Annotated in this window: 19 protein-coding genes; 12 read left to right on the top strand and 7 right to left on the bottom strand. The window is 46.5% G+C overall.

All coding sequences use genetic code 11. From position 1 onward, the window contains the following. Positions 1-28: 28 nt before the first annotated feature. The 3 genes from rpsJ to ACLW56_RS21845 form a co-directional block, all read right to left on the bottom strand. Positions 29-340 carry a 30S ribosomal protein S10 gene (gene rpsJ, locus ACLW56_RS21855; RefSeq protein ID WP_001181005.1) on the bottom strand — a complete coding sequence of 104 codons (312 nt, stop codon included), beginning with the start codon at positions 338-340 and terminating at the stop codon, positions 29-31. Between the two features lie 236 nt (positions 341-576). Beyond that, positions 577-1,062: a hypothetical protein gene (locus tag ACLW56_RS21850; protein ID WP_330985800.1), complete on the bottom strand. Its 486-nt coding sequence runs from the start codon at positions 1,060-1,062 to the stop codon at positions 577-579. 7 nt (positions 1,063-1,069) lie between these two features. Continuing rightward, positions 1,070-2,623 (bottom strand): ExeA family protein, encoded by a 1,554-nt coding sequence (locus tag ACLW56_RS21845; RefSeq protein WP_330985799.1) that lies wholly within the window; start codon positions 2,621-2,623, stop codon positions 1,070-1,072. 179 nt (positions 2,624-2,802) lie between these two features. On the opposite strand from ACLW56_RS21845, the gene gspC reads away from it, so the two are divergent. From gspC to ACLW56_RS21785, 12 genes are read left to right on the top strand one after another with little or no spacing between them, the layout of a single operon-like run. Further along, entirely contained in the window at positions 2,803-3,636 is an 834-nt protein-coding gene (gspC, locus tag ACLW56_RS21840) for a type II secretion system protein GspC (RefSeq protein ID WP_330985798.1), read from the top strand. Next, the gene (gene gspD / locus ACLW56_RS21835; protein ID WP_330985797.1) at positions 3,620-5,599 is read left to right on the top strand and encodes a type II secretion system secretin GspD; all 1,980 of its coding nucleotides are present in this window, start codon (positions 3,620-3,622) and stop codon (positions 5,597-5,599) included. The genes gspC and gspD overlap by 17 nt, the downstream gene beginning before the upstream one ends. Positions 5,600-5,602: 3 nt before the next feature. Beyond that, positions 5,603-7,129, top strand: coding sequence for a type II secretion system ATPase GspE (gene gspE, locus ACLW56_RS21830; RefSeq protein WP_330985796.1), 1,527 nt, complete (start codon positions 5,603-5,605; stop codon positions 7,127-7,129). Beyond that, positions 7,126-8,343 (top strand): type II secretion system inner membrane protein GspF, encoded by a 1,218-nt coding sequence (gene gspF / locus ACLW56_RS21825; RefSeq protein WP_330985795.1) that lies wholly within the window; start codon positions 7,126-7,128, stop codon positions 8,341-8,343. Before gspE ends, gspF begins: the two co-directional genes overlap by 4 nt. Positions 8,344-8,355: 12 nt before the next feature. Further along, complete coding sequence (gene gspG, locus ACLW56_RS21820; protein ID WP_330985794.1) at positions 8,356-8,811, top strand: type II secretion system major pseudopilin GspG; 456 nt, start codon at positions 8,356-8,358, stop codon at positions 8,809-8,811. A gap of 2 nt (positions 8,812-8,813) precedes the next feature. Continuing rightward, positions 8,814-9,335 (top strand): type II secretion system minor pseudopilin GspH, encoded by a 522-nt coding sequence (gene gspH / locus ACLW56_RS21815; protein WP_330985793.1) that lies wholly within the window; start codon positions 8,814-8,816, stop codon positions 9,333-9,335. After that, positions 9,335-9,724 carry a type II secretion system minor pseudopilin GspI gene (gene gspI / locus ACLW56_RS21810; protein WP_330985792.1) on the top strand — a complete coding sequence of 130 codons (390 nt, stop codon included), beginning with the start codon at positions 9,335-9,337 and terminating at the stop codon, positions 9,722-9,724. The genes gspH and gspI overlap by 1 nt, the downstream gene beginning before the upstream one ends. Then, entirely contained in the window at positions 9,721-10,389 is a 669-nt protein-coding gene (gene gspJ / locus ACLW56_RS21805) for a type II secretion system minor pseudopilin GspJ (protein ID WP_330985791.1), read from the top strand. The genes gspI and gspJ overlap by 4 nt, the downstream gene beginning before the upstream one ends. Then, complete coding sequence (gene gspK, locus ACLW56_RS21800; protein ID WP_330985790.1) at positions 10,389-11,375, top strand: type II secretion system minor pseudopilin GspK; 987 nt, start codon at positions 10,389-10,391, stop codon at positions 11,373-11,375. Before gspJ ends, gspK begins: the two co-directional genes overlap by 1 nt. Beyond that, positions 11,376-12,551: a type II secretion system protein GspL gene (gene gspL / locus ACLW56_RS21795; RefSeq protein WP_330985789.1), complete on the top strand. Its 1,176-nt coding sequence runs from the start codon at positions 11,376-11,378 to the stop codon at positions 12,549-12,551. Beyond that, positions 12,548-13,000, top strand: coding sequence for a type II secretion system protein GspM (gene gspM / locus ACLW56_RS21790; protein ID WP_330985788.1), 453 nt, complete (start codon positions 12,548-12,550; stop codon positions 12,998-13,000). Before gspL ends, gspM begins: the two co-directional genes overlap by 4 nt. Positions 13,001-13,054: 54 nt before the next feature. Beyond that, positions 13,055-13,867: an A24 family peptidase gene (locus tag ACLW56_RS21785; protein WP_330985787.1), complete on the top strand. Its 813-nt coding sequence runs from the start codon at positions 13,055-13,057 to the stop codon at positions 13,865-13,867. Between the two features lie 11 nt (positions 13,868-13,878). On the opposite strand, the gene bfr is transcribed toward ACLW56_RS21785, so the two are convergent. The 4 genes from bfr to tuf form a co-directional block, all read right to left on the bottom strand. Beyond that, entirely contained in the window at positions 13,879-14,358 is a 480-nt protein-coding gene (bfr, locus tag ACLW56_RS21780) for a bacterioferritin (protein ID WP_330985786.1), read from the bottom strand. Positions 14,359-14,420: 62 nt separating this feature from the next. Then, positions 14,421-14,636, bottom strand: a complete 216-nt coding sequence (gene bfd, locus ACLW56_RS21775) for a bacterioferritin-associated ferredoxin (protein ID WP_330985824.1) — start codon at positions 14,634-14,636, stop codon at positions 14,421-14,423. Positions 14,637-14,829: 193 nt separating this feature from the next. Continuing rightward, positions 14,830-17,169: a glycoside hydrolase family 18 protein gene (locus ACLW56_RS21770; RefSeq protein WP_330985785.1), complete on the bottom strand. Its 2,340-nt coding sequence runs from the start codon at positions 17,167-17,169 to the stop codon at positions 14,830-14,832. Between the two features lie 903 nt (positions 17,170-18,072). Beyond that, positions 18,073-19,005, bottom strand: a 933-nt coding sequence (gene tuf, locus ACLW56_RS21765) for an elongation factor Tu (RefSeq protein WP_330985784.1), incomplete at its 5' end; no start/stop codon positions are given.

The following is a 19,005-nucleotide window of genomic DNA, read 5'->3' as shown; positions in this document are numbered from 1 at the left end:
TCAACCTCTCAATCGCTCGATGACCTGATTAACCCAGGCTGATCTGCACGTCTACACCGGCAGCCAGGTCCAGACGCATCAGAGCATCAACGGTTTTCTCGGTTGGCTCAACGATGTCAACCAGACGCTTGTGAGTGCGAATCTCGTACTGATCACGCGCGTCTTTGTTAACGTGCGGAGAGATCAGAACGGTAAAGCGCTCTTTGCGGGTCGGCAGCGGGATCGGACCGCGAACCTGCGCACCAGTGCGCTTGGCAGTCTCGACGATTTCCGCGGTTGATTGATCGATCAGACGATGATCAAACGCTTTCAGGCGGATACGGATTCTTTGGTTCTGCATGAGACCAGAGCTCCAATTATTTTATAAACGAAAAAAATTACTACCCATACCCATTTCGATTGATGGGGGAGTGTAATCGTTATTCACATAACCCCCATATCGGGAGTATTGTTGGCCAATAAGTAAATTCATCGGCCAGCTGATTCTCATTGAATCAGTCCTACCAAGATTAGGTAAGCCCGCGCATTATACTCAAATGCCAGTAAAACGCAATCTGAACTAAAAATAATCTGCGTTTATTTTCCGCCCTTCTCTTCTTGTTGTTGCTGCTCCTGCGTTGCCCTTTTCAGCCACTCTTCCAAAGGCAAATCCTGATTTTCCTTACCTAACTTCATGATTTCATGTTCGTCCATGACATCCGTCTGAGCTTCCTCAGGAGTCTCGTTTTCCATAGCAAGGGTATCTGCAGAAAGCCCGTACTCTGAATGCGCGTTGTCGTCATAGCTAGTCTGGCTAACAGCAGGAAGCGACCTGTTCTTATAGATGTAATGCAGCGGGGATTGCTTATAAGGAAGTGGGCGTTCTTCACTGATGGCTATCCGGTGACTCTGCCAGTTAAAGTATCCCAAATGGAGATAAGAACCCACTAACGCGCCAACACACAACAAAATGCCACCTGGCACCAGACAGTACAGACTTGTCCTGAACGAACGATGGGCGACCACCATCACCTTTTGTTTATTTACGTAGCTTGTGTACGCCGACAAATGAATATTTTGCATTTTTAACCTAGAAATCTTCTTCTGTGAGTAATACTGGCACGTTGCCGGTGCGTTTAGCGATTTGCACCAAGGTACTTTTACCTACCCGTCCATCAACAACGAGATTTTCCCGTTGCTGGAATAACGTGATCTTCTCAATCAATTCTTTGTCCCACAGACCCGTTTTACTGAAGGGTAGGTTAAGGATTTTGCTCAGCGTCATATCCAGCCACGCGGAATCGGCTTCAGGACTGGTTTTGTTGATGACGCTTTTGCCACCAGGAGTCTGTGGTAATAACTGAATATACTCGCCGCTCCACACTTCATTAAACCAGCTTCGCTGAACCGTCCACGTTTCGTCTTTAATAAGAATATCTAACGTTTCATCTGTTACCTTCACAACGGTAACGTAGAGGCTCTGTTCATCGACTTTAATGGGACTCAGCCAAGGAATGCCTACCTGGATTAGGATGTCTAGTGTTGCCTTACCTTTCTTACATGCCAGTTGTGCTCGTACAGCCTGATAACAGAAGGCATCAACAGTCGGCACGTTATAACCCCATACGTGAAAGAGTTGCTGCATCCCATGGCGCTCATTACTTACAACATCGCTCAGTGTTTTAGCCGACGCAGGGATCTCATGAAGCCTTTCGGAGAGCCTCGCTGGCATTGGAAGGTAAGGCTTTGCGTAGCTGAAATAAATCCATCCCAGTACGCTGCCCAGAAGCATGTAACACGCGATGAGTAGCGTGATAGATTGCCTTCTACGCGGCCTTAGTCCACGGGCTTCAATGCAGACTTTCATCTGCCGGTGCGTGACTATTGGTGTTTGTTCTGCATATGCGCTGTTAAGTGAATCTGCCGCAAGCTGATTAATGAGCCAAGGCACGCCACCGGAAGCGTTGTACAACAGTTTTGCGACAGGTTCGTTGAAAAGGGGAAGTGCCCCACCAGCTAATTGCAGCCGTTGGGACAGGTAATCTAAGGTTTCGGTAAAACTCAATGGCAACAGATGGTAATCAGCATGTGGGAGATCCAACTGCCGACGCCTGCCACCATGAGTCATTTTGCTCTTATATTCCTCTACCAACAGAAACGAAACATCGTGAGATTGTGGGTACCCTTTGAATGTTCGCAAAAATTCATAACTTTCTGCCATAAGGTTTTCAGCATTATCAATCACCACCAACCAAGGCCCGGCGGAGCTCTCGTGATGGCAAAACGCTTCTGCAATTCGCATAGACTGGATCGAGAGCGGTAATTTTTGCCATTTCTTCAAATGAAAATAGCAGGCTAGTAGTTGCCCGAGACTTTCACTGCCCTTTCCGGTCACCGGCGCTGCACTTAAGTTCAATACACGACATTGGCTCTGTCTAACAATTTCGTGCGCCAGACGCGTTTTACCAACGCCTTTCTTTCCACTGATTATCGCGATGCCCCCTTGATTTAACTTCTTGAGAAGAAAATCCTGAGCGGCCAATAAACGTATATTGTTGAGATAATCACCCTCTCCAAAAGGATGAGTGATAAATTTAAAATAGTCACAATACATGCCAATCCCCATCACTACCCACTCACCCATTCACCCAACAAATGCATTCAAATAAAGAATTCATCGGGATGAGTGAATCTAAAAACCAAGACGCACAACCCTAACTCATATTGAGCATGTATTAATGTGAATCAAAGTTTTTCTACGTATAATATAGCCTAATAAGCAATTCACTGGAATAATGAAAGTACATAGGAAAGTCCCAACACATGTATGCCATCATCAATAAAGCGTGTTGGTCAAAGATATCATTGAAAATGACAATATATATCGCAATAGTATTCATCTGCACAATAGTTTGCGGCTATACCATTTTTATCACTGTCATGAGCGGCGCATCAAAGGCAGGGACTGCTCACCCCATCGCTGGCACTGCTCAAACACGTATCAATATACCAGATACACTTTTCGAAAATCGAAAAAAAACGGTGATTAAAGAGACAGCACAGTCCACCAAGGGAATCAGTAAACTTCCATTATTCCTGAAAGGTATTCTGGCAAGTACCAGCAGCACACGCTCGCTGGCTATTCTGCAAGGCCCTTCAGGCCAGCACAGTTACCGTGAGGGCGAAAAACTTGCTGATGTGGAGAACGCATACCTGCAGTCAGTTAAATCTGATAGAGTTTTAATTCGGACTTCGCAAGGAATAGCGACTTTATATCTTGATGAAAAATCCAGCGATAATAAACACCAAACGCGGCCAAAACAGGAAGCGGGCAAAGAACAAGTAAAATATTTAATGCATTACCTGGTTGCCAATCCTGTATATAAAGACAAGGTGCTTTTGGGTTATAGATTCAACCCACGAGCAGGCAGTAACATTTATCTTAGAACAGGACTCATTCCAGGCGAGATAGTCATAAAATTGAACGGACAGTATCTCAACAATGTCACCACAGCAGATAAATACATTGAACAACTTGAAAATCTAAGAGATGTACAACTTACCGTTCTGAGAGAAGGACAACTTCAGAATATCTATATCAACTTAGCTACTATCGAAACATCGTTGGATGCATCAAGTCATGAAGAAATTCATTAACCCTCTCCTGGTAAAGGCATGCATTCTTTTTGTTGCCCTTCCGGGAATTGCCCACTCGGCAGAGTTTACTGCGAGCTTTAAGGGTACGGATATTAAAGAGTTTATTGATACAGTCAGTAAGAATCTGAATAAAACTATCCTTATCGATCCCGCCGTACAGGGAACCATTTCTGTCAGAAGCTATGATGTTTTGAATGAAGAACAGTACTACCAGTTTTTTCTCAGTGTATTGGATGTCTATGGTTTTGCGGTGATCCCCATGGATAACGGGCTGCTGAAGGTAGTGCGTGCAGCAAATGCCAAAATGTCAGGTGTTCCCGTTGCGGACAAAAACCAGCCCGGACAGGGAGATGAAATTATCACCCGTGTCGTGACGCTCCGTAATGTTCCAGTAAGGGAACTGGCCCCTTTGCTCCGTCAGATGAATGACAGCACTGGGGTCGGGAATGTCGTTCACTATGAACCCTCAAATGTTTTGCTGCTGACTGGCCGGGCGTCGGTGGTCAATCGACTGATTGATTTGGTCGAACGCGTTGACACGATGGGTGAGCAGCAACGGCAAACGATTAAACTCAGATACGCATCTGCCCCCGAAATAGCAGAGATGATGAACAATCTGATCCGTGAAGAATCCAAAGGGCAATCATCGACCATATTACAAGCCAAAATCGCCGCTGATGAGAGAACCAATACGTTAATCGTCAGCGGGCCTGAAGGCGTTCGTAGCCGCGCGGTAAAGTTGGTCAATCAACTTGATAAAGACCAGTCTTCTCAAGGTAACACCCGGGTTTTTTATCTGAAATATGCTAAAGCCGAGAAGATTGTTCCCGTTCTGACTGGTATTACTCAGGAGATAAAAGAAGGCAAAACGACTCAGTCTGCGGGCTCATCTACTAATACGATGAGTATAACGTCTGATGAACAGACCAACTCCATCGTTATTACTGCTCAGCAGGATGTGATGCAGTCACTCGAACAGGTCATCGCCAAGCTTGATATCCGCCGAGCACAGGTGTTAGTCGAAGCCATTATTGTTGAAGTACAGGATGGCAACGGGCTTAATTTGGGTATCCAGTGGAGCAATAACCAGGTGGGCGGAACACAGTTTACCGGAACCGGCGCACCGTTATCGACCGTTGCGGCTGGGGTACGCCAATACAAAAAAGACGGCGTTATCAGCAGTGATAATCCACTGAGCAGCACTTTGCAATCGTTCAACGGAATGGCAGCAGGTTTCTTTAGTGGCGACTGGAATGTTTTACTCACTGCCCTGGCGACCAGCAATAAAAACGATATTCTCGCCACACCAAGCATCGTCACACTCGATAATAAAGAAGCTTCATTCAACGTCGGCCAGGAAGTCCCTTCCCTGTCCGGTTCACAGACCACGTCCGGCGACAATATCTATAGCAGTGTTGTTTACAAAACTGTCGGCACTAAATTAAAGGTCACTCCACAAATTAATGAAGGAGACTCAGTCTTGATGGAGATCGAACAGGAAGTTTCCAGCGTTGATACCTCGACCAACTCTTCCCTTGGCCCCACCTTCAATACCCGAACCATTTCCAACGCGGTACTGGTTCGTACGGGCGAAACCGTGGTGATTGGTGGTTTACTGGACGACAGTACCAAAGAAACCAAATCAAAGGTTCCTTTGCTGGGGGACATCCCATGGGTGGGTAATTTATTCCGTTACACCAGCACTGAATCCGCAAAACGCAACCTGATGGTATTTATCCGGCCAACGATAATTCGAGATGATGAGGTTTACTCCTCTCTTTCCAATCAGAAATACTCGCATTTCCAGAAGATTCAGCAAATGCGTCAGGATGAAGATAACCAGGATCTGCTCACACCAAATTCCCGTACTGTATTACCTGATTACCCCAGGAATACTGCACCCAAAATGCCCGTTTCGGTTTCACCAAATGACGGCAAACCTCGTAATCCCTTCAGTGGATAAGCAATGAACAGGGAGAACGAATTACAACAGGCTGCTGTTGCGGAACAAACAGACCCGGTACTACCTTACGCCTATGCCAAACAAAAAGGTGTCACGCGCGTTGATAACGTGCTTTTTTGCCGGCAGGACATTTCAGTAGAGACACTGCTCGAAGCACGCCGGGTTATAGGTGAAATAACGGCGATTGAAATCGTGGCAACGGCCCTATTCGATGAAAAGTTATCTACAACCTACCAGCGCAGCAGCGGCGCCTCTCAACAAATTATTGATGATATCGATAATGAGGTTGATCTTCTGTCCTTGTCCGAAGACCTGCCTGATAACGAAGACCTGCTGGCCAGCGATGAAAATTCGCCAATTATCCGTCTAATCAATGCAGTGCTTTCTGAAGCTGTCAAAGAAGGTGCTTCAGATATTCATATCGAAACCTTCGAACGCATTCTCAGTATCCGCTTTCGAATCGATGGTGTCTTACGACAAATCCTGCAACCGGCCCGCAAGCTGGCTCCATTCCTGGTATCTCGTATCAAGGTCATGGCAAAACTGGATATCGCCGAAAAACGCTTACCTCAGGATGGACGAATTTCGCTGCGCATTGGGCACCGGGCGATTGATATTCGTGTGTCTACCATTCCCGCTCAATATGGCGAACGAGTGGTAATGCGTCTGCTGGATAAAAACAATTTGTGCCTCGATATCCCTCAACTGGGCCTGTCCGTTCACGATGAGCAACAGCTATCGGCATTAATCCGTAAGCCTCATGGGATCATTTTGGTCACCGGGCCGACAGGCTCAGGTAAAAGCACGACCTTGTATGCGATGCTCTCTGCACTTAACAATAACGAACGTAACATTCTTACCGTAGAAGACCCGATTGAATATGAACTGGAAGGCGTGGGTCAGACCCAGGTTAATCCACGCGTCGAAATGACATTTGCTCTCGGGTTACGGGCAATTTTACGTCAGGACCCGGATGTCGTGATGGTGGGAGAGATTCGCGACAGTGAAACAGCGCAAATCGCGGTACAAGCTTCACTGACCGGCCATCTGGTGATGTCAACGTTACATACCAACAGTGCGGTCGGCGCCATCACCCGTTTACGTGATATGGGTCTTGAACCTTTCCTTTTAGCCTCTTCATTATTAGGCGTGGTGGCACAAAGGCTTGTGCGGCGTTTGTGTCCGCAATGCGCCCAGCCGTCACCCTTAGACGAATCCCACACGCCTTTGTTCCACTTTTTATCTGAACCACCGACGTTCGTTTTTAAAGCTGTCGGATGCTCACAATGCCGCTTCACCGGCTATAAAGGCAGGACCGCTATTCATGAATGCATGGTTGTTGATAACGCTATCCGCCAGGCTATTCATGAAAATAAGGATGAATTTTTCATTGAAAATATCCATCGTAAAACAGCCTGTAGTCTGCGGGAGAATGGCCTGCTGAAAGCCATTAGCGGTGAAACTTCACTGGAAGAAGTCATCAGGGTCACTGCAGTACAAGAGATAGCCACGGGGGGAGTTACCCCATGAGCCGTTTCTCCTTTCATGCCATCTCCTTGACAGGCAAGCCGCAGCGCGGCGTTATTGACGCCGAGTCTGTCCGCCAGGCACGCCAGATTGTGCGTGAACAGGGTTTAACCCTCCTTGAAATAAAACAAATCGGTAACACGCTGACCGCCAGCAGTATTAAAAACAAAGGATTAAAAACCCGCGTACCTTCACATGTAGTCTCATTGTTCTCCCGACAGCTCGCCACATTGACGAATGCGGCCCTGCCCGTAGAAGCCGCGCTGGCCGTTATTGCCCGGCAAACCGAGCACAGAGGACTCGCGCAAGTGCTTACAGCCATACGCAATAAAGTAGTGGAGGGGCATACACTTGCCCATGCTTTGGCCGATTTCCCGCGTATTTTTGACCCAATGTTCAGAACGCTGGTTACGGCGGGTGAAAGAACCGGTCAGCTCGGCAGCGTGCTGGAAAAAATGGCGGATTACTATGAAATCCGTCAGCAAATTAAAAGCAAACTGTCGCAGGCCATGATCTATCCGACCATGCTCACAGTCGTCGCCATCCTGGTCATTGTTATTTTGCTGGTTGCCGTCGTCCCGCAAATCATCGAACAGTTTGTGCATATGAAACATACGCTGCCGATCACAACTCGTATTTTAATCGGTATCAGTGGTTTCTTAGAGCATGCCTGGTGGCTGATTGCACTGGGGATCGGGGCGGTTATTGGCACCTTCAGGCTTGCTCTGCGCCGTAAAAGTCATCTCATGCGTTTTCATACGGCATTGCTCAATGTTGTCGTTCTCGGGCCACTGATCAAGGCGATAAACAGTGCACGTTATGCCCGTACGCTCAGTATTTTACAGTCAAGTGGCGTCCCTTTACTCGACGCAATGAAAATCTCGATTGAAGGCGTAACCAATCTGCGGATCCATTATTTGCTTGCCCAGGCGGCAGAAAATGTTCGTCAGGGGAACTCACTTTTTTCGGTGCTGGAACAAACCCGTCTCTTCTCACCCATGATGCTGTACATGATTGCCTCAGGTGAACAAAGCGGACGCCTTGGCGAACTCATGGCTCACGCGGCAGACAACCAGGACAAGCTGATGCAACACCGGCTTTCTATGGCATTGGCACTGTTTGAACCGCTTTTGATAGTCGTTATGGCCAGCATCGTTTTGTTCATCATCATGTCGATCCTACAACCCATTCTCCAGCTTAATAACCTGGTCAGCTAAAGGAACAACTCAATGTTAAACATGCAAAAAAAACATCAAGTTATCGCTAAAAGACAACAAGGATTCACGTTAATTGAGCTGATGGTCGTCATCGTCATTCTAGGCGTGCTGGCTGCACTCGTTGTTCCCAATGTGATGGGCAACAAAGAACGGGCTGATACTCAAAAAGCAGTCAGCGACATCGTCGCTCTCGAGAACGCCCTGGACATGTATAAGCTGGATAACCATCGCTATCCAACAACCGAACAGACGCTTGAAGCTCTTGTCACCTTACCCACTATCGACCCAGTGCCGACTAATTACCGTAGTAACGGCTACATAAAACGTTTACCGGTCGATCCCTGGGGCAACGACTACATGTTGCTCAGCCCTGGTGATCATGGGGACATTGATATCTTTTCTGCCGGGCCAGACAGTGAACCGGATACAGCGGACGATATAAAGAACTGGGCTCAGAAGGATAAATAACCTTGTCTTCGGCCAAACAATCAGGTTTTACGCTACTGGAGATACTGATGGTGCTGGCAATCTTCGCCATTGCCACCGGAATTGTCGTCATGGTTTTACCGTCCGACAACTCACAAGTCCAACGCGCGGAGCAAATGAAGGAAGTGATGGAATATGCTGCTAAGCGCGCAGTACTGGAAGGAAAGCCACTCGGGCTTTCTTTAACACCCAACGCTTATCAGCTTGTCGTTTTGGGAGCAACTTTGTCGTTAATACCGCAGAAGCGTGAGCCGCAGTGGGCAAAAATTGAATCTGCCCGTATGCCTGTCAGTGGTGTATTTACGGAAGAAGAAGCACTCTCGCTTGCTCCGCTGTCGCTCAATAAATATATCAATCATCCACCGCAAATTGTATTTATGCCCGACGGAACGCTTTCAGTATTTGAACTCAGCTTTTCATCTTCTGCATCTGAACCACCTTGTTGCAGCATCATTTCTGAAGGACGGTTACCACTGATATTCAATGTCAGGAGGCTTGAGAAATAATGCATACCTCATCAAAGCCTGGAGCTCAAAATCAACATGGTATGACCCTGCTTGAAGTGATCATTGCCCTCGCAATCTTTGCCACGGCGGCTCTGGCGCTACTTAACAGTATGAGTTCACAAATGAGCGCAGTAGATCATTTTCGAACCTCCCTCTTTGCCAGTTGGGTTGCCGAAAATACGCTAATAGAAATGCAGTTTACACCCGGGAAGAAAGAAAAAGAGCAAGTGGTGCTGGCTGAACAGCAGTGGTTTGTTGAACAACATCATACCCTTGATAAAGAGAGCAACATGCTCCAAAACCTGGTACTCGTTCTTCAATCTGAAGATGCCCGTGCGTCAATCCTTTCAGTCAGCAGTTGGACTCAGATAACGGCAGGTAAACCATGAGACGCCAACTGGCAGCGAAACAACACGGTTTCACGCTGATAGAAGTTATGATTGCAATGGCGATATTTTCGCTGCTAAGCCTGCTGGCCTATCACATCCTTTCTGCGTCAGTTAAAAGCAGTGAAATAGCACAAGAACACACTGCACGACTGGCCGAAATTCAGACTGCATTTTCTTTATTGGAACGGGATTTTATCCAGATATTGCCACGACAAACAGATGATGAAAAAGCCTTTTTATCAACAACTAAAACATCACTGAGCTTTACTACCATTGGCAGTTACTCTGCGGCAGCGCCTTTATCTGCCAGCGATCTTGCCCGGGCAACCTGGACATTTACCGACAATACTCTGACTCGTAGCGCCCAATCTTTGCCTTCCCGACCAAATGCATCGCGAATAACTCCCTTTATCCTGCTGACAGGGGTAAATTCCCTGCACTGGCGATTCTACTCCAGCGAATGGACCGACAGTTGGAGCAAAACGGATGCTTTCCCCAAAGTCATCGAACTGGTTGTCACGCTGGAAGACATGGGCGAAATACGCCGGTTGTTCCTCCTGCCCGAAACGCTTGAAGCAACGAAAACGGACATAGCTGACAAAACATCCGTTACAAAGCCTGAACCCGTGCCCCAAAATCCTGTTAGCGGGGGAATGTTTCAATAATGAGTAAACAACAAGGTGTCGCACTGCTGATCGTTTTAATGATCCTTGCCATTATGGCCGCATTAGCGGCAAAAATGACGCTGCAATTTCAGGTCAGCCAGCAGCGTCAAAGCTGGTTACTCAATCAACAGCAATTACGCTGGCTGACCTTTGCTGCCGAAGAAATTGCCCTACCTCAACTGCGCAACGAACTGACCGAAAACCCTAACTACAATAGTCTTGATCAGTTTTCCGCTCAGGCAGGACATTTCGCCGGACAGGACGGGTTTTCAGTAGACTATATTGTTACGGATGGCCAAAACTGCTTTAACCTTAATAGCCTGCGTAATAACCAGCCTGACACGAAGATGGAGGGTGAACCATACAATACGCAGGTACTGAAGCAGCTGCTGCTCAATGCGCGGGCAACCTCAGTTCAAGCCGACCGCTTCACCGATACCCTCAGCGATTATCTTGATGCTGATAACAATGTTCGAACTTCTGGTGCTGAATCAGAGTATTACGAAAAGCTGATACCGCCCCGCTCCGCAGCTAACCAGCGTCTTTTTTCTTTGAATGAACTGGCGTTGCTACCAGACCTTCCTCTTCTGCCGCTTAAACAGATCCGTCATCAGCTTTGCACACTCCCCGAAGAGTCCCAGCAAATTAATGTGAATACGCTTACCGAAGAACAAGCTCCTCTTTTAAGTGCTTTATTTCTTGGCGGTATCAATCAGGAGACTGCAACACGATTAATTTCACTGCGGCCGCGTAAAGGATGGGCCTCCGTTGATACATTTCTGGAAGAGGTTAAAAGACAGCGATTTAGTCTGGAAATTAGAACCGATGAATTAAAACCATTACTGACAGTACGAAGCCAATACTTTGTTCTCTATACGCTGGGCAGAATTGAAGAGCAGCAAAATGCCATGAGCAGCTTTGTGCAATTCAACCCAAAGGATTCAAAAATCAAAATTTATCAGCGACGTTATCGGGTAATTGAGTAAATGGAAAAATATCATCCGGCCAACAGGCTGTTTATCAGAGTAGGCTCAACGCCAGATCACCCGCTCTATTGGTTAACTGAAACCGTCGAATGTGATGAATATATTCATTACCTGCCTGATACTAAGCACTTATCAGAACTGTCCACACAACCTGGTGCACAAAATGCCTGTTTGTTCATCCCAGCCAGTGAAGTGATTTTTCGAGAGATCATTCTGCCTGCGCGCGCGGGTAAGAATACCCGGCAGACTATTGGGTATCTGACAGAAGAAAGCATTGCCAGCGATGTTGATACGCTGCACTGGATTGAACTTTATCGTCAGGAGCAGACGCTGTTCGTGGCTGGTGTGGAAGGCGCTTTTTTAAGAGATTGGCTGCAGCGACTTAACGATGCCGGTCTGACTGCAAGGCACGTTTACATAGATGCGCTACTGCTACCTCTGCCTGATGAAGGCTGGTCGATAACTCGCCTTGATAATCAGTGGCTACTTCGACAATCAGCACACTCAGGTTGTCTGGTAGAACAGGTATTACTCGACACATTGCTGGACATCGCAAAGCCCGTGGCATTGCACTATTACGGGCATGAACAAAATATTCCTTCCGACTGGATTCGCGCAGATTTGCCCTTCCATCCTCTGATTATGATGAAAAATAGCAGCCAGTCCGCAGTGAACCTGCTACAAGGCGAGTTCACGGTACGCGAAGAAGATCCGGCATGGGGCCGCCATCTGCAGCGGGTGGCATCAGGTATGGTGATATTCACGCTGATATTGATTATCAGTGCCAAACTTTTCAACTGGTGGCAGCTTTCACAGCAAGAATCATTGCTAAAACACGAGATCCTGGCGCTGTACCAAAGTTGGTTCCCGCAGGACAAACATACCCATAACCTGAAGTTTTATTTTGAACAAAATATGAAAAATGCACCAACCACCTTTCTTCCTGAGCTAGCAAAGCTAACCGCTTATCAAGAGAAGAACCCACAAATTGCCATCGATAAATTAGCGTTTCAGCAGAAAATGGAACAGTTCACTTTGCAGATTACTGCCGGCGATCGTGCGGCGATTGATGCTTTTGTCGAATTAACAGCCAATGATTTTCACTTTGCCATTTCTAATTTAGCCCCATCTTCATCAGGTATCACCGCAACGCTGATTCAGCGGGATAAATCATGAAACAGTGGCTGATGCTGAAAAATGAACGAGAGAGACGGATGATACTGATTGCCGCATTTATGTTGGCAGTGATCGTTGTCTGGTTCGGGATTTTAACACCGCTCAACAATCAGATCGCCAAATCGCGGATCCAGGTCAATGCGCAACGCAACCAACTGGAATGGATGGTTAAGCAGACACAACGCCCTGGTGTCCCCTCCAGGCAAAGGACCGAGAAAGAAAAATTGACGGAAGTCATTAATGCCTCAGCCATTCGCTTATCTCTGCAATTCTCTAAAATCCTCGCTGATGAACGAGGAGTCACTGTTAGCCTGGAACAAATTTCTTATTCCACACTCTTGCGCTGGCTTGAAGTTCTCAACAACGACTACGGCATTCAGGTCGTAGCAATAACGATAGTCTCCGGGCAAGTAGGTAGTGTCAGTGTTCAACAACTTACACTCCATTAACGAGTCAATGAAATAACAAGGAATATACTTCATATGAACGAAGGATGGCAGTAAATGGCGTATATCACATCATTACCCGCAGGGTTTTATCACACCTGTATTACTATTTTAGGCTTGCTGATGGGTAGTTTTCTCAACGTCGTCGTCTATCGCTTGCCGTTGATGATTCAGAATGATGATACCCAGTCCGCGCATAATTTTAACCTGAGTGTTCCGGCATCGCATTGCCCGTCCTGTAAACACTCGCTGAAATACTGGCAAAATATCCCCTTGCTGAGCTGGCTGCTGTTACATGGAAAATGCCACTATTGCAGCGTAACAATCCCCAAACGGTATACCCTTACCGAAGTGGGTTGTGCCACTATGTTCCTTGGCCTCTCATTCCTGTTTACAACACCGCTGAGTTTAGTGAGTGCATTGCTGCTTTTTTGGTTTCTTCTGGCACTCAGCCTGATTGACCTCGCAACTTACCTGCTTCCTGACAGCCTGACCCTGCCACTGCTCTGGACGGGATTACTCATGCATTCCATTTCCAGCGAGGTGACACTTCAGGATGCAGTGTATGGTGCTGTCGCAGGCTATCTGATGTTGTGGATCTTGTACTGGGGAGTCAAGTTAATCAGCGGCAAAGAAGGAATGGGATACGGTGATTTTAAACTGCTCGCGGCACTGGGTGCCTGGATGGGTTGGCAGATGTTGCCATACTTGTGCATTCTCGCCGCGATGGCGGGTATCGTTTTCGCTCTGGTACGGGTTGGGCGTTATAAAATGTTAGTGCAAATTCCTTTTGGCCCTTGCCTGTCGCTGGCCGGTGCACTGGTTTACATCAGCCAGCAAAGCAGAATAATCTGGCTGATGTTTAGCTAAGTCTGCAAAGACTATTGGGATTCTTCCTTTAACTGGGACTGGATATAATTCTGAATGCCAATACGTCCTATGAGTGCCAGTTCAGTTTCGAGCCAGTCGATGTGATGCTCTTCATCTGCCAGGATGTTGATCATTAAGTCACGGCTCACATAATCATGAGCCGCGTTGGCGTGAGCAATGCCAGCGCGTAAATCTTTCGCCCCTTCAAGTTCCAACAGCAAATCAGACTTAAGCATCTCCTCAACATCTTCACCAATACTAAGCTTACCAAGATCCTGCAAGTTTGGGAGACCTTCCAGGAAGAGGATCCGTTCAATGTAGAGATCCGCATGTTTCATTTCATCAATGGATTCGTGGTATTCGATACCATTGAGACGCATTAGCCCCCAGTTTTTAAACATACGGGCATGCAAAAAGTACTGATTGATAGCAACCAGTTCATTTCCAAGAAGTTTATTGAGATGAGCAATGACTTTTTTATCGCCTTTCATACATAACCCCTCCGTTCCGGTATCTAAAGCGTAGATCCGGTTCAGAGTAAGTCAAAGAAACACTAACTTTTTAGCGATGATTTTTCGGCAATATTGCCAAACTGTGTTATCTGCTGTAATTCATCTTTCATTATCTGGCGCGCAACTCGAATGCACTTACCGCATTGCATACCCAGCGGAACAAACGTTCTGAGCTGCTGAAATGTCCTAGGCTGATAGCGGCGAACGGCCTGCCGTATCGCTTTATCACTGACACTGTGGCATAGACACACGTACATAGAAACCACGCATTGAACAAATCCTGAATTAACTTTAAATGAGAATGGTTATTATTGCAATGTCAGGGACAATTATTTTCAAAGCATGTTATTTCTCTGTGCAAAAAGGGCCGGTAATCCTTTAGGGAAACCAGCCCTTGCATTCACTTCACTCTCAATCCTCGAAGATCAATATCTCAGAAAAAGTAAGATATCATTTTGCCAATACTTCCGGCGTAATGGCCAGTTGAGACAAGACTTTCAAACGTTTTGAGTTTGGTTCGCTTCCATCAGCAACGACAAATAAATACTCATCACCGACTTTTACCTTTGAAAGATCATATGTTGAATAGTAGCGGGACTTCATTAAATCCGCGACCATATAGCTATTTTGACTGGTATGATGGGCCACACCGTTCATCATATAAACTGAACCTGAAAGTTCTGAGCTGGTGATGTTTCCATTACTGTCTTTATGGTCAATAACCATATTTAAATATTGCCTTGTCTGCTGAAGTGATGGATCAACTTCAACGTTAAAGTGGAGTTGCCCATTAACCTTATCGAAATAAGTTTGTTTTACGTCCCGGCTCTCTGCAGTATTCAGCATAGCCTGTGTGACAGTTAAACTGGTATAAACCTTGCTTTCATCTGCAGCATCAGCAATGCTAACCTGCACGTTGGGTTCAAGAAAAACACTCATCGAGATACAAACGCTGACTTCCTCACCACCTGTATCTCCTTCAGTACAATCACCAGCACCACCGAATCCTTTACCGTTGCCAAAAGTATAATCTCCAACCTTACCGGTTGTAGGGCTCGGTACCAACAACTTGAACTCTTTATTATTGAAACTGGTGCGATCAATCTTCCATTTCAATACCGCTACCGGAGAATCATTGACATCGTCACGCGCCGCCTGAAAATCTGTGATATGTGGTTGATCAGCTGCCGAAGTAAGAATTGTTTTAACAATGCTACCTAATTCATGCTGCGATGTATCACCGCTCAGATCCCATATTATTGCCCCACCAAAGCTTTGGGTATTAATGTAATCTACTTTTTCCTGAACAGATTGCGGGTCATCGTAAGTCAGGAATTCTTTCGTTTTGGCATTATAGAGATAAGGTACTCCAGATTCACTATCCCAGTAACGAGTGTAATCGGCACTGGCCGCTTTGTCTTTAAGAACATACCACGGGTTAGTTCCGGTAAATTCGCCCACGTCATCCCATGCACCATGAACTGTCGCGGAGCCAGTAGCAAATAACCCCGGCAGATCAGGAACGATTTCAGTAGGAGCCACATCGCCCCAACCACGACCATAGAATGGGATTCCCATCATCAGCTTATTTTTTGGCACCTGCCAGGTAGTCACATATTCCTGCATTGCAGATGAGGCGTTAAGCTTAGGATCGGTATCCTTGCTGTTGGCATATAATGGCGCGTTATGGCCCGTGACTGGCTCAAATGCACCGTGTATGTCATAGGCCATCACATTTACTGAATCCAAAAGCGGTGCGGTAACGACAGGATTGATAAACTCTATATTCTTATAATTAGTGGTCACTGCTGCAGATAACTGATAATACCAGTCGTCTTGTAAACCAGCAGCATCCAGTTTGCTACGCAACAAAGTAATCAGGTTGGTAAACTGGTTTTTCTCCTGATCATTATCTGGATACTCCCAGTCGATATCGACACCGCGGAATTTCCATTTCAACATGTAATCTACGATACTTTGCGCTAAGCGCTCTGTGGCTTCTGGTGTTACGGTAGCGGCCTCGAATGCCCCTTCTTGTGAATTATCCCATCCGCCTACCGATAGCATATTGGTAATGCCCTGGTGGTTCGAATCCTTCGCAATTTGTTTCATCAACGTAGGTGCTTGAGCAGTATCGTGAGCTGTAACAACACCATTTTCAATGACAGCAAAACCATAATTCAAATGTGAGATTTGTGAATAATCAATTTTATCCGGTGTAAAATTGTTATGAGCATCATAAACCCCCCATTCAGGGAAATAGCCAATAACTTTACGTTGCTGTGCGACTGACTTTTTTTGAGAAGCTTGATAATCTAATGCTTTCTGGCCAGTCCAGGGAGTAAAGTAAAAAGTGCCGAGTATATTTTCTCGTAGGTTTGTCGGCTCACCCTTTAACCAAACTGAATTTTCACCGGGGATTTCACCTGGGTTAGCCCACCATTGATTTGTCCAGTAGTAATCGTTATAACGGACCGTTGTTTGAGGCGTGCTGTAGGTACTGTTAGCGTCATAAAGGGGAGTTTGGATAACTTTAGAATCCATGTTAGCCACAATGACTGTGGTGGTCCCCGGGAAATTATTACCTACACCAGCATCTACGCCGTCAGCAGTAGTATCAAACCCAAGCCACTCTTCGCCATTATCTGTCGTACGCATCATGGTTATACCATTGGTTCCCTCCATACGGTTCTCATCATCATTTGCGACTAATGTCGCCATCGCATTTGCGGAGATTAAGCAAGTCGACAGTGACAATCCAATCATTATTGAAACTAATTTTATCTTCATAAACATTCCTTATTTATATAATTAATACGCAATACATTAAGTAAATGTGATGGGTAATGTAATCGATAATAATTAGATATAAAAATGCTAATATTCAATGCAAAACTTTGTTATATACAATAATAATATATATTTAATTTTTAATTTAGAGAAAAAAATGAATGCCTTTTCATTTAACATACAAAATAATAATGAATTCCGATAATTATCGCCTCCTCCGGAGGGGCAAAAGGTGACAACAAAAAGGGTGCCGAAGCCCGCTTCAGACTACTGGCAAAGTCCTGGTCGAAAGGTCGAGGCGTTGATCTAATAAGGTCAGAACTATTAATGGACTGACCGCTATGTTCAGCGCCCCTCCCCACAGCAACACCAAGTTGAAATCCCCCGTCCGATGTACGACTCCCCGAAGATCATATGGGCAGCCTGTGGCGAATAATGCCTATGCGGATGGACCTGAAGCAGGAGATGAGCATCGCGCTGGCACCGGGCTATAAGCGGCAATTATGGGACGAGGCGATAAAGCAGGCGAATAACCCGCGGTAGTCGAAATGGGGCGAAAAGGTGTACGAGCGCAAATAAATAGTGGAGCATAGCTATACGGATGCGAAGCAACATCACGAGTACCGGTATGCACGCGACATTAAGTGCCAACTTGCAACGACGTGCAGAACCTGAAAAAGATGGCGCTGCGGGCGCTTTTTGTTAGTTTTTTAACGTCAGAGCAGTTTATGGACAATATGTCAGACAGGAAAGGCTATGTAATAGCCTGTAAGGACAGGGAAGAGAGAATATCGCGTTCGCGACCTGCGGTTACTGATAAAATAGAACCCCACAAAAAACATGGGGTTCGTCAGCGATCTCAAGGGTGCCGAAGCACCCTTTTTCTGCAAAAAATATCAATAATTAGCTGATAACTTTAGCAACAACGCCCGCGCCAACGGTACGGCCGCCTTCACGGATTGCGAAACGCAGACCGTCATCCATCGCGATTGGGTGGATCAGGGTAACAACCATTTTGATGTTGTCGCCTGGCATGACCATCTCTACGCCTTCTGGCAGTTCGATGGTACCGGTCACGTCAGTTGTACGGAAGTAGAACTGTGGACGGTAGCCTTTGAAGAACGGAGTATGACGGCCGCCTTCGTCTTTGGACAGGATGTACACTTCAGATTCGAACTTGGTGTGTGGCTTGATTGAGCCTGGCTTCGCCAGTACCTGACCACGTTCGATTTCTTCACGTTTGATACCACGCAGCAGAACACCAACGTTCTCACCAGCACGGCCTTCGTCCAGCAGTTTGCGGAACATTTCAACGCCAGTACAGGTCGTTTTCGCGGTTTCTTTGATACCCACGATTTCTACTTCTTCGCCAACTTTAACGATACCGCGCTCTACACGACCGGTAACTACAGTACCACGGCCGGAGATGGAGAATACGTCTTCGATTGGCAGCAGGAACGGCTTGTCAATCGCACGCTCTGGTTCCGGGATGTAAGAATCCAGGAAGCCAGCCAGTTCGATGATTTTCGCTTCCCACTCTGCTTCGCCTTCCAGCGCTTTCAGCGCAGAACCACGAACGATCGGAGTGTCGTCACCTGGGAAATCGTACTGAGACAGAAGTTCACGAACTTCCATTTCTACCAGTTCCAGCAGCTCTTCGTCATCAACCATGTCGCATTTGTTCAGGAACACGATGATGAACGGAACGCCTACCTGGCGACCCAGCAGGATGTGCTCACGAGTCTGAGGCATAGGGCCGTCAGTCGCAGCAACAACCAGGATCGCGCCATCCATCTGAGCCGCACCGGTGATCATGTTTTTAACATAGTCGGCGTG

Origin of the sequence: Pantoea sp. sgz302252 (genome assembly GCF_047713085.1) — a bacterium.
Taxonomy (GTDB): domain Bacteria; phylum Pseudomonadota; class Gammaproteobacteria; order Enterobacterales; family Enterobacteriaceae; genus Scandinavium.
Note: the sequence above shows the minus strand (reverse complement) of the source record. Positions and strands in the feature narration are given on the sequence as shown.

Bases quoted from the DNA above. Each gene is read 5' to 3' on its own strand.
- ACLW56_RS21785 (WP_330985787.1), top strand. From the start codon at position 13,055: ATGGCGTATATCACATCATTACCCGCAGGGTTTTATCACACCTGTATT.
- gspL (WP_330985789.1), top strand. From the start codon at position 11,376: ATGGAAAAATATCATCCGGCCAACAGGCTGTTTATCAGAGTAGGCTCA.
- gspD (WP_330985797.1), top strand. From the start codon at position 3,620: ATGAAGAAATTCATTAACCCTCTCCTGGTAAAGGCATGCATTCTTTTT.
- bfd (WP_330985824.1), bottom strand. From the start codon at position 14,636: ATGTACGTGTGTCTATGCCACAGTGTCAGTGATAAAGCGATACGGCAG.
- gspK (WP_330985790.1), top strand. From the start codon at position 10,389: ATGAGTAAACAACAAGGTGTCGCACTGCTGATCGTTTTAATGATCCTT.
- gspE (WP_330985796.1), top strand. From the start codon at position 5,603: ATGAACAGGGAGAACGAATTACAACAGGCTGCTGTTGCGGAACAAACA.
- ACLW56_RS21845 (WP_330985799.1), bottom strand. From the start codon at position 2,623: ATGGGTGAGTGGGTAGTGATGGGGATTGGCATGTATTGTGACTATTTT.
- ACLW56_RS21850 (WP_330985800.1), bottom strand. From the start codon at position 1,062: ATGCAAAATATTCATTTGTCGGCGTACACAAGCTACGTAAATAAACAA.
- gspG (WP_330985794.1), top strand. From the start codon at position 8,356: ATGTTAAACATGCAAAAAAAACATCAAGTTATCGCTAAAAGACAACAA.
- bfr (WP_330985786.1), bottom strand. From the start codon at position 14,358: ATGAAAGGCGATAAAAAAGTCATTGCTCATCTCAATAAACTTCTTGGA.
- gspM (WP_330985788.1), top strand. From the start codon at position 12,548: ATGAAACAGTGGCTGATGCTGAAAAATGAACGAGAGAGACGGATGATA.
- rpsJ (WP_001181005.1), bottom strand. From the start codon at position 340: ATGCAGAACCAAAGAATCCGTATCCGCCTGAAAGCGTTTGATCATCGT.
- gspJ (WP_330985791.1), top strand. From the start codon at position 9,721: ATGAGACGCCAACTGGCAGCGAAACAACACGGTTTCACGCTGATAGAA.
- ACLW56_RS21770 (WP_330985785.1), bottom strand. From the start codon at position 17,169: ATGAAGATAAAATTAGTTTCAATAATGATTGGATTGTCACTGTCGACT.
- gspI (WP_330985792.1), top strand. From the start codon at position 9,335: ATGCATACCTCATCAAAGCCTGGAGCTCAAAATCAACATGGTATGACC.
- gspC (WP_330985798.1), top strand. From the start codon at position 2,803: ATGTATGCCATCATCAATAAAGCGTGTTGGTCAAAGATATCATTGAAA.
- gspF (WP_330985795.1), top strand. From the start codon at position 7,126: ATGAGCCGTTTCTCCTTTCATGCCATCTCCTTGACAGGCAAGCCGCAG.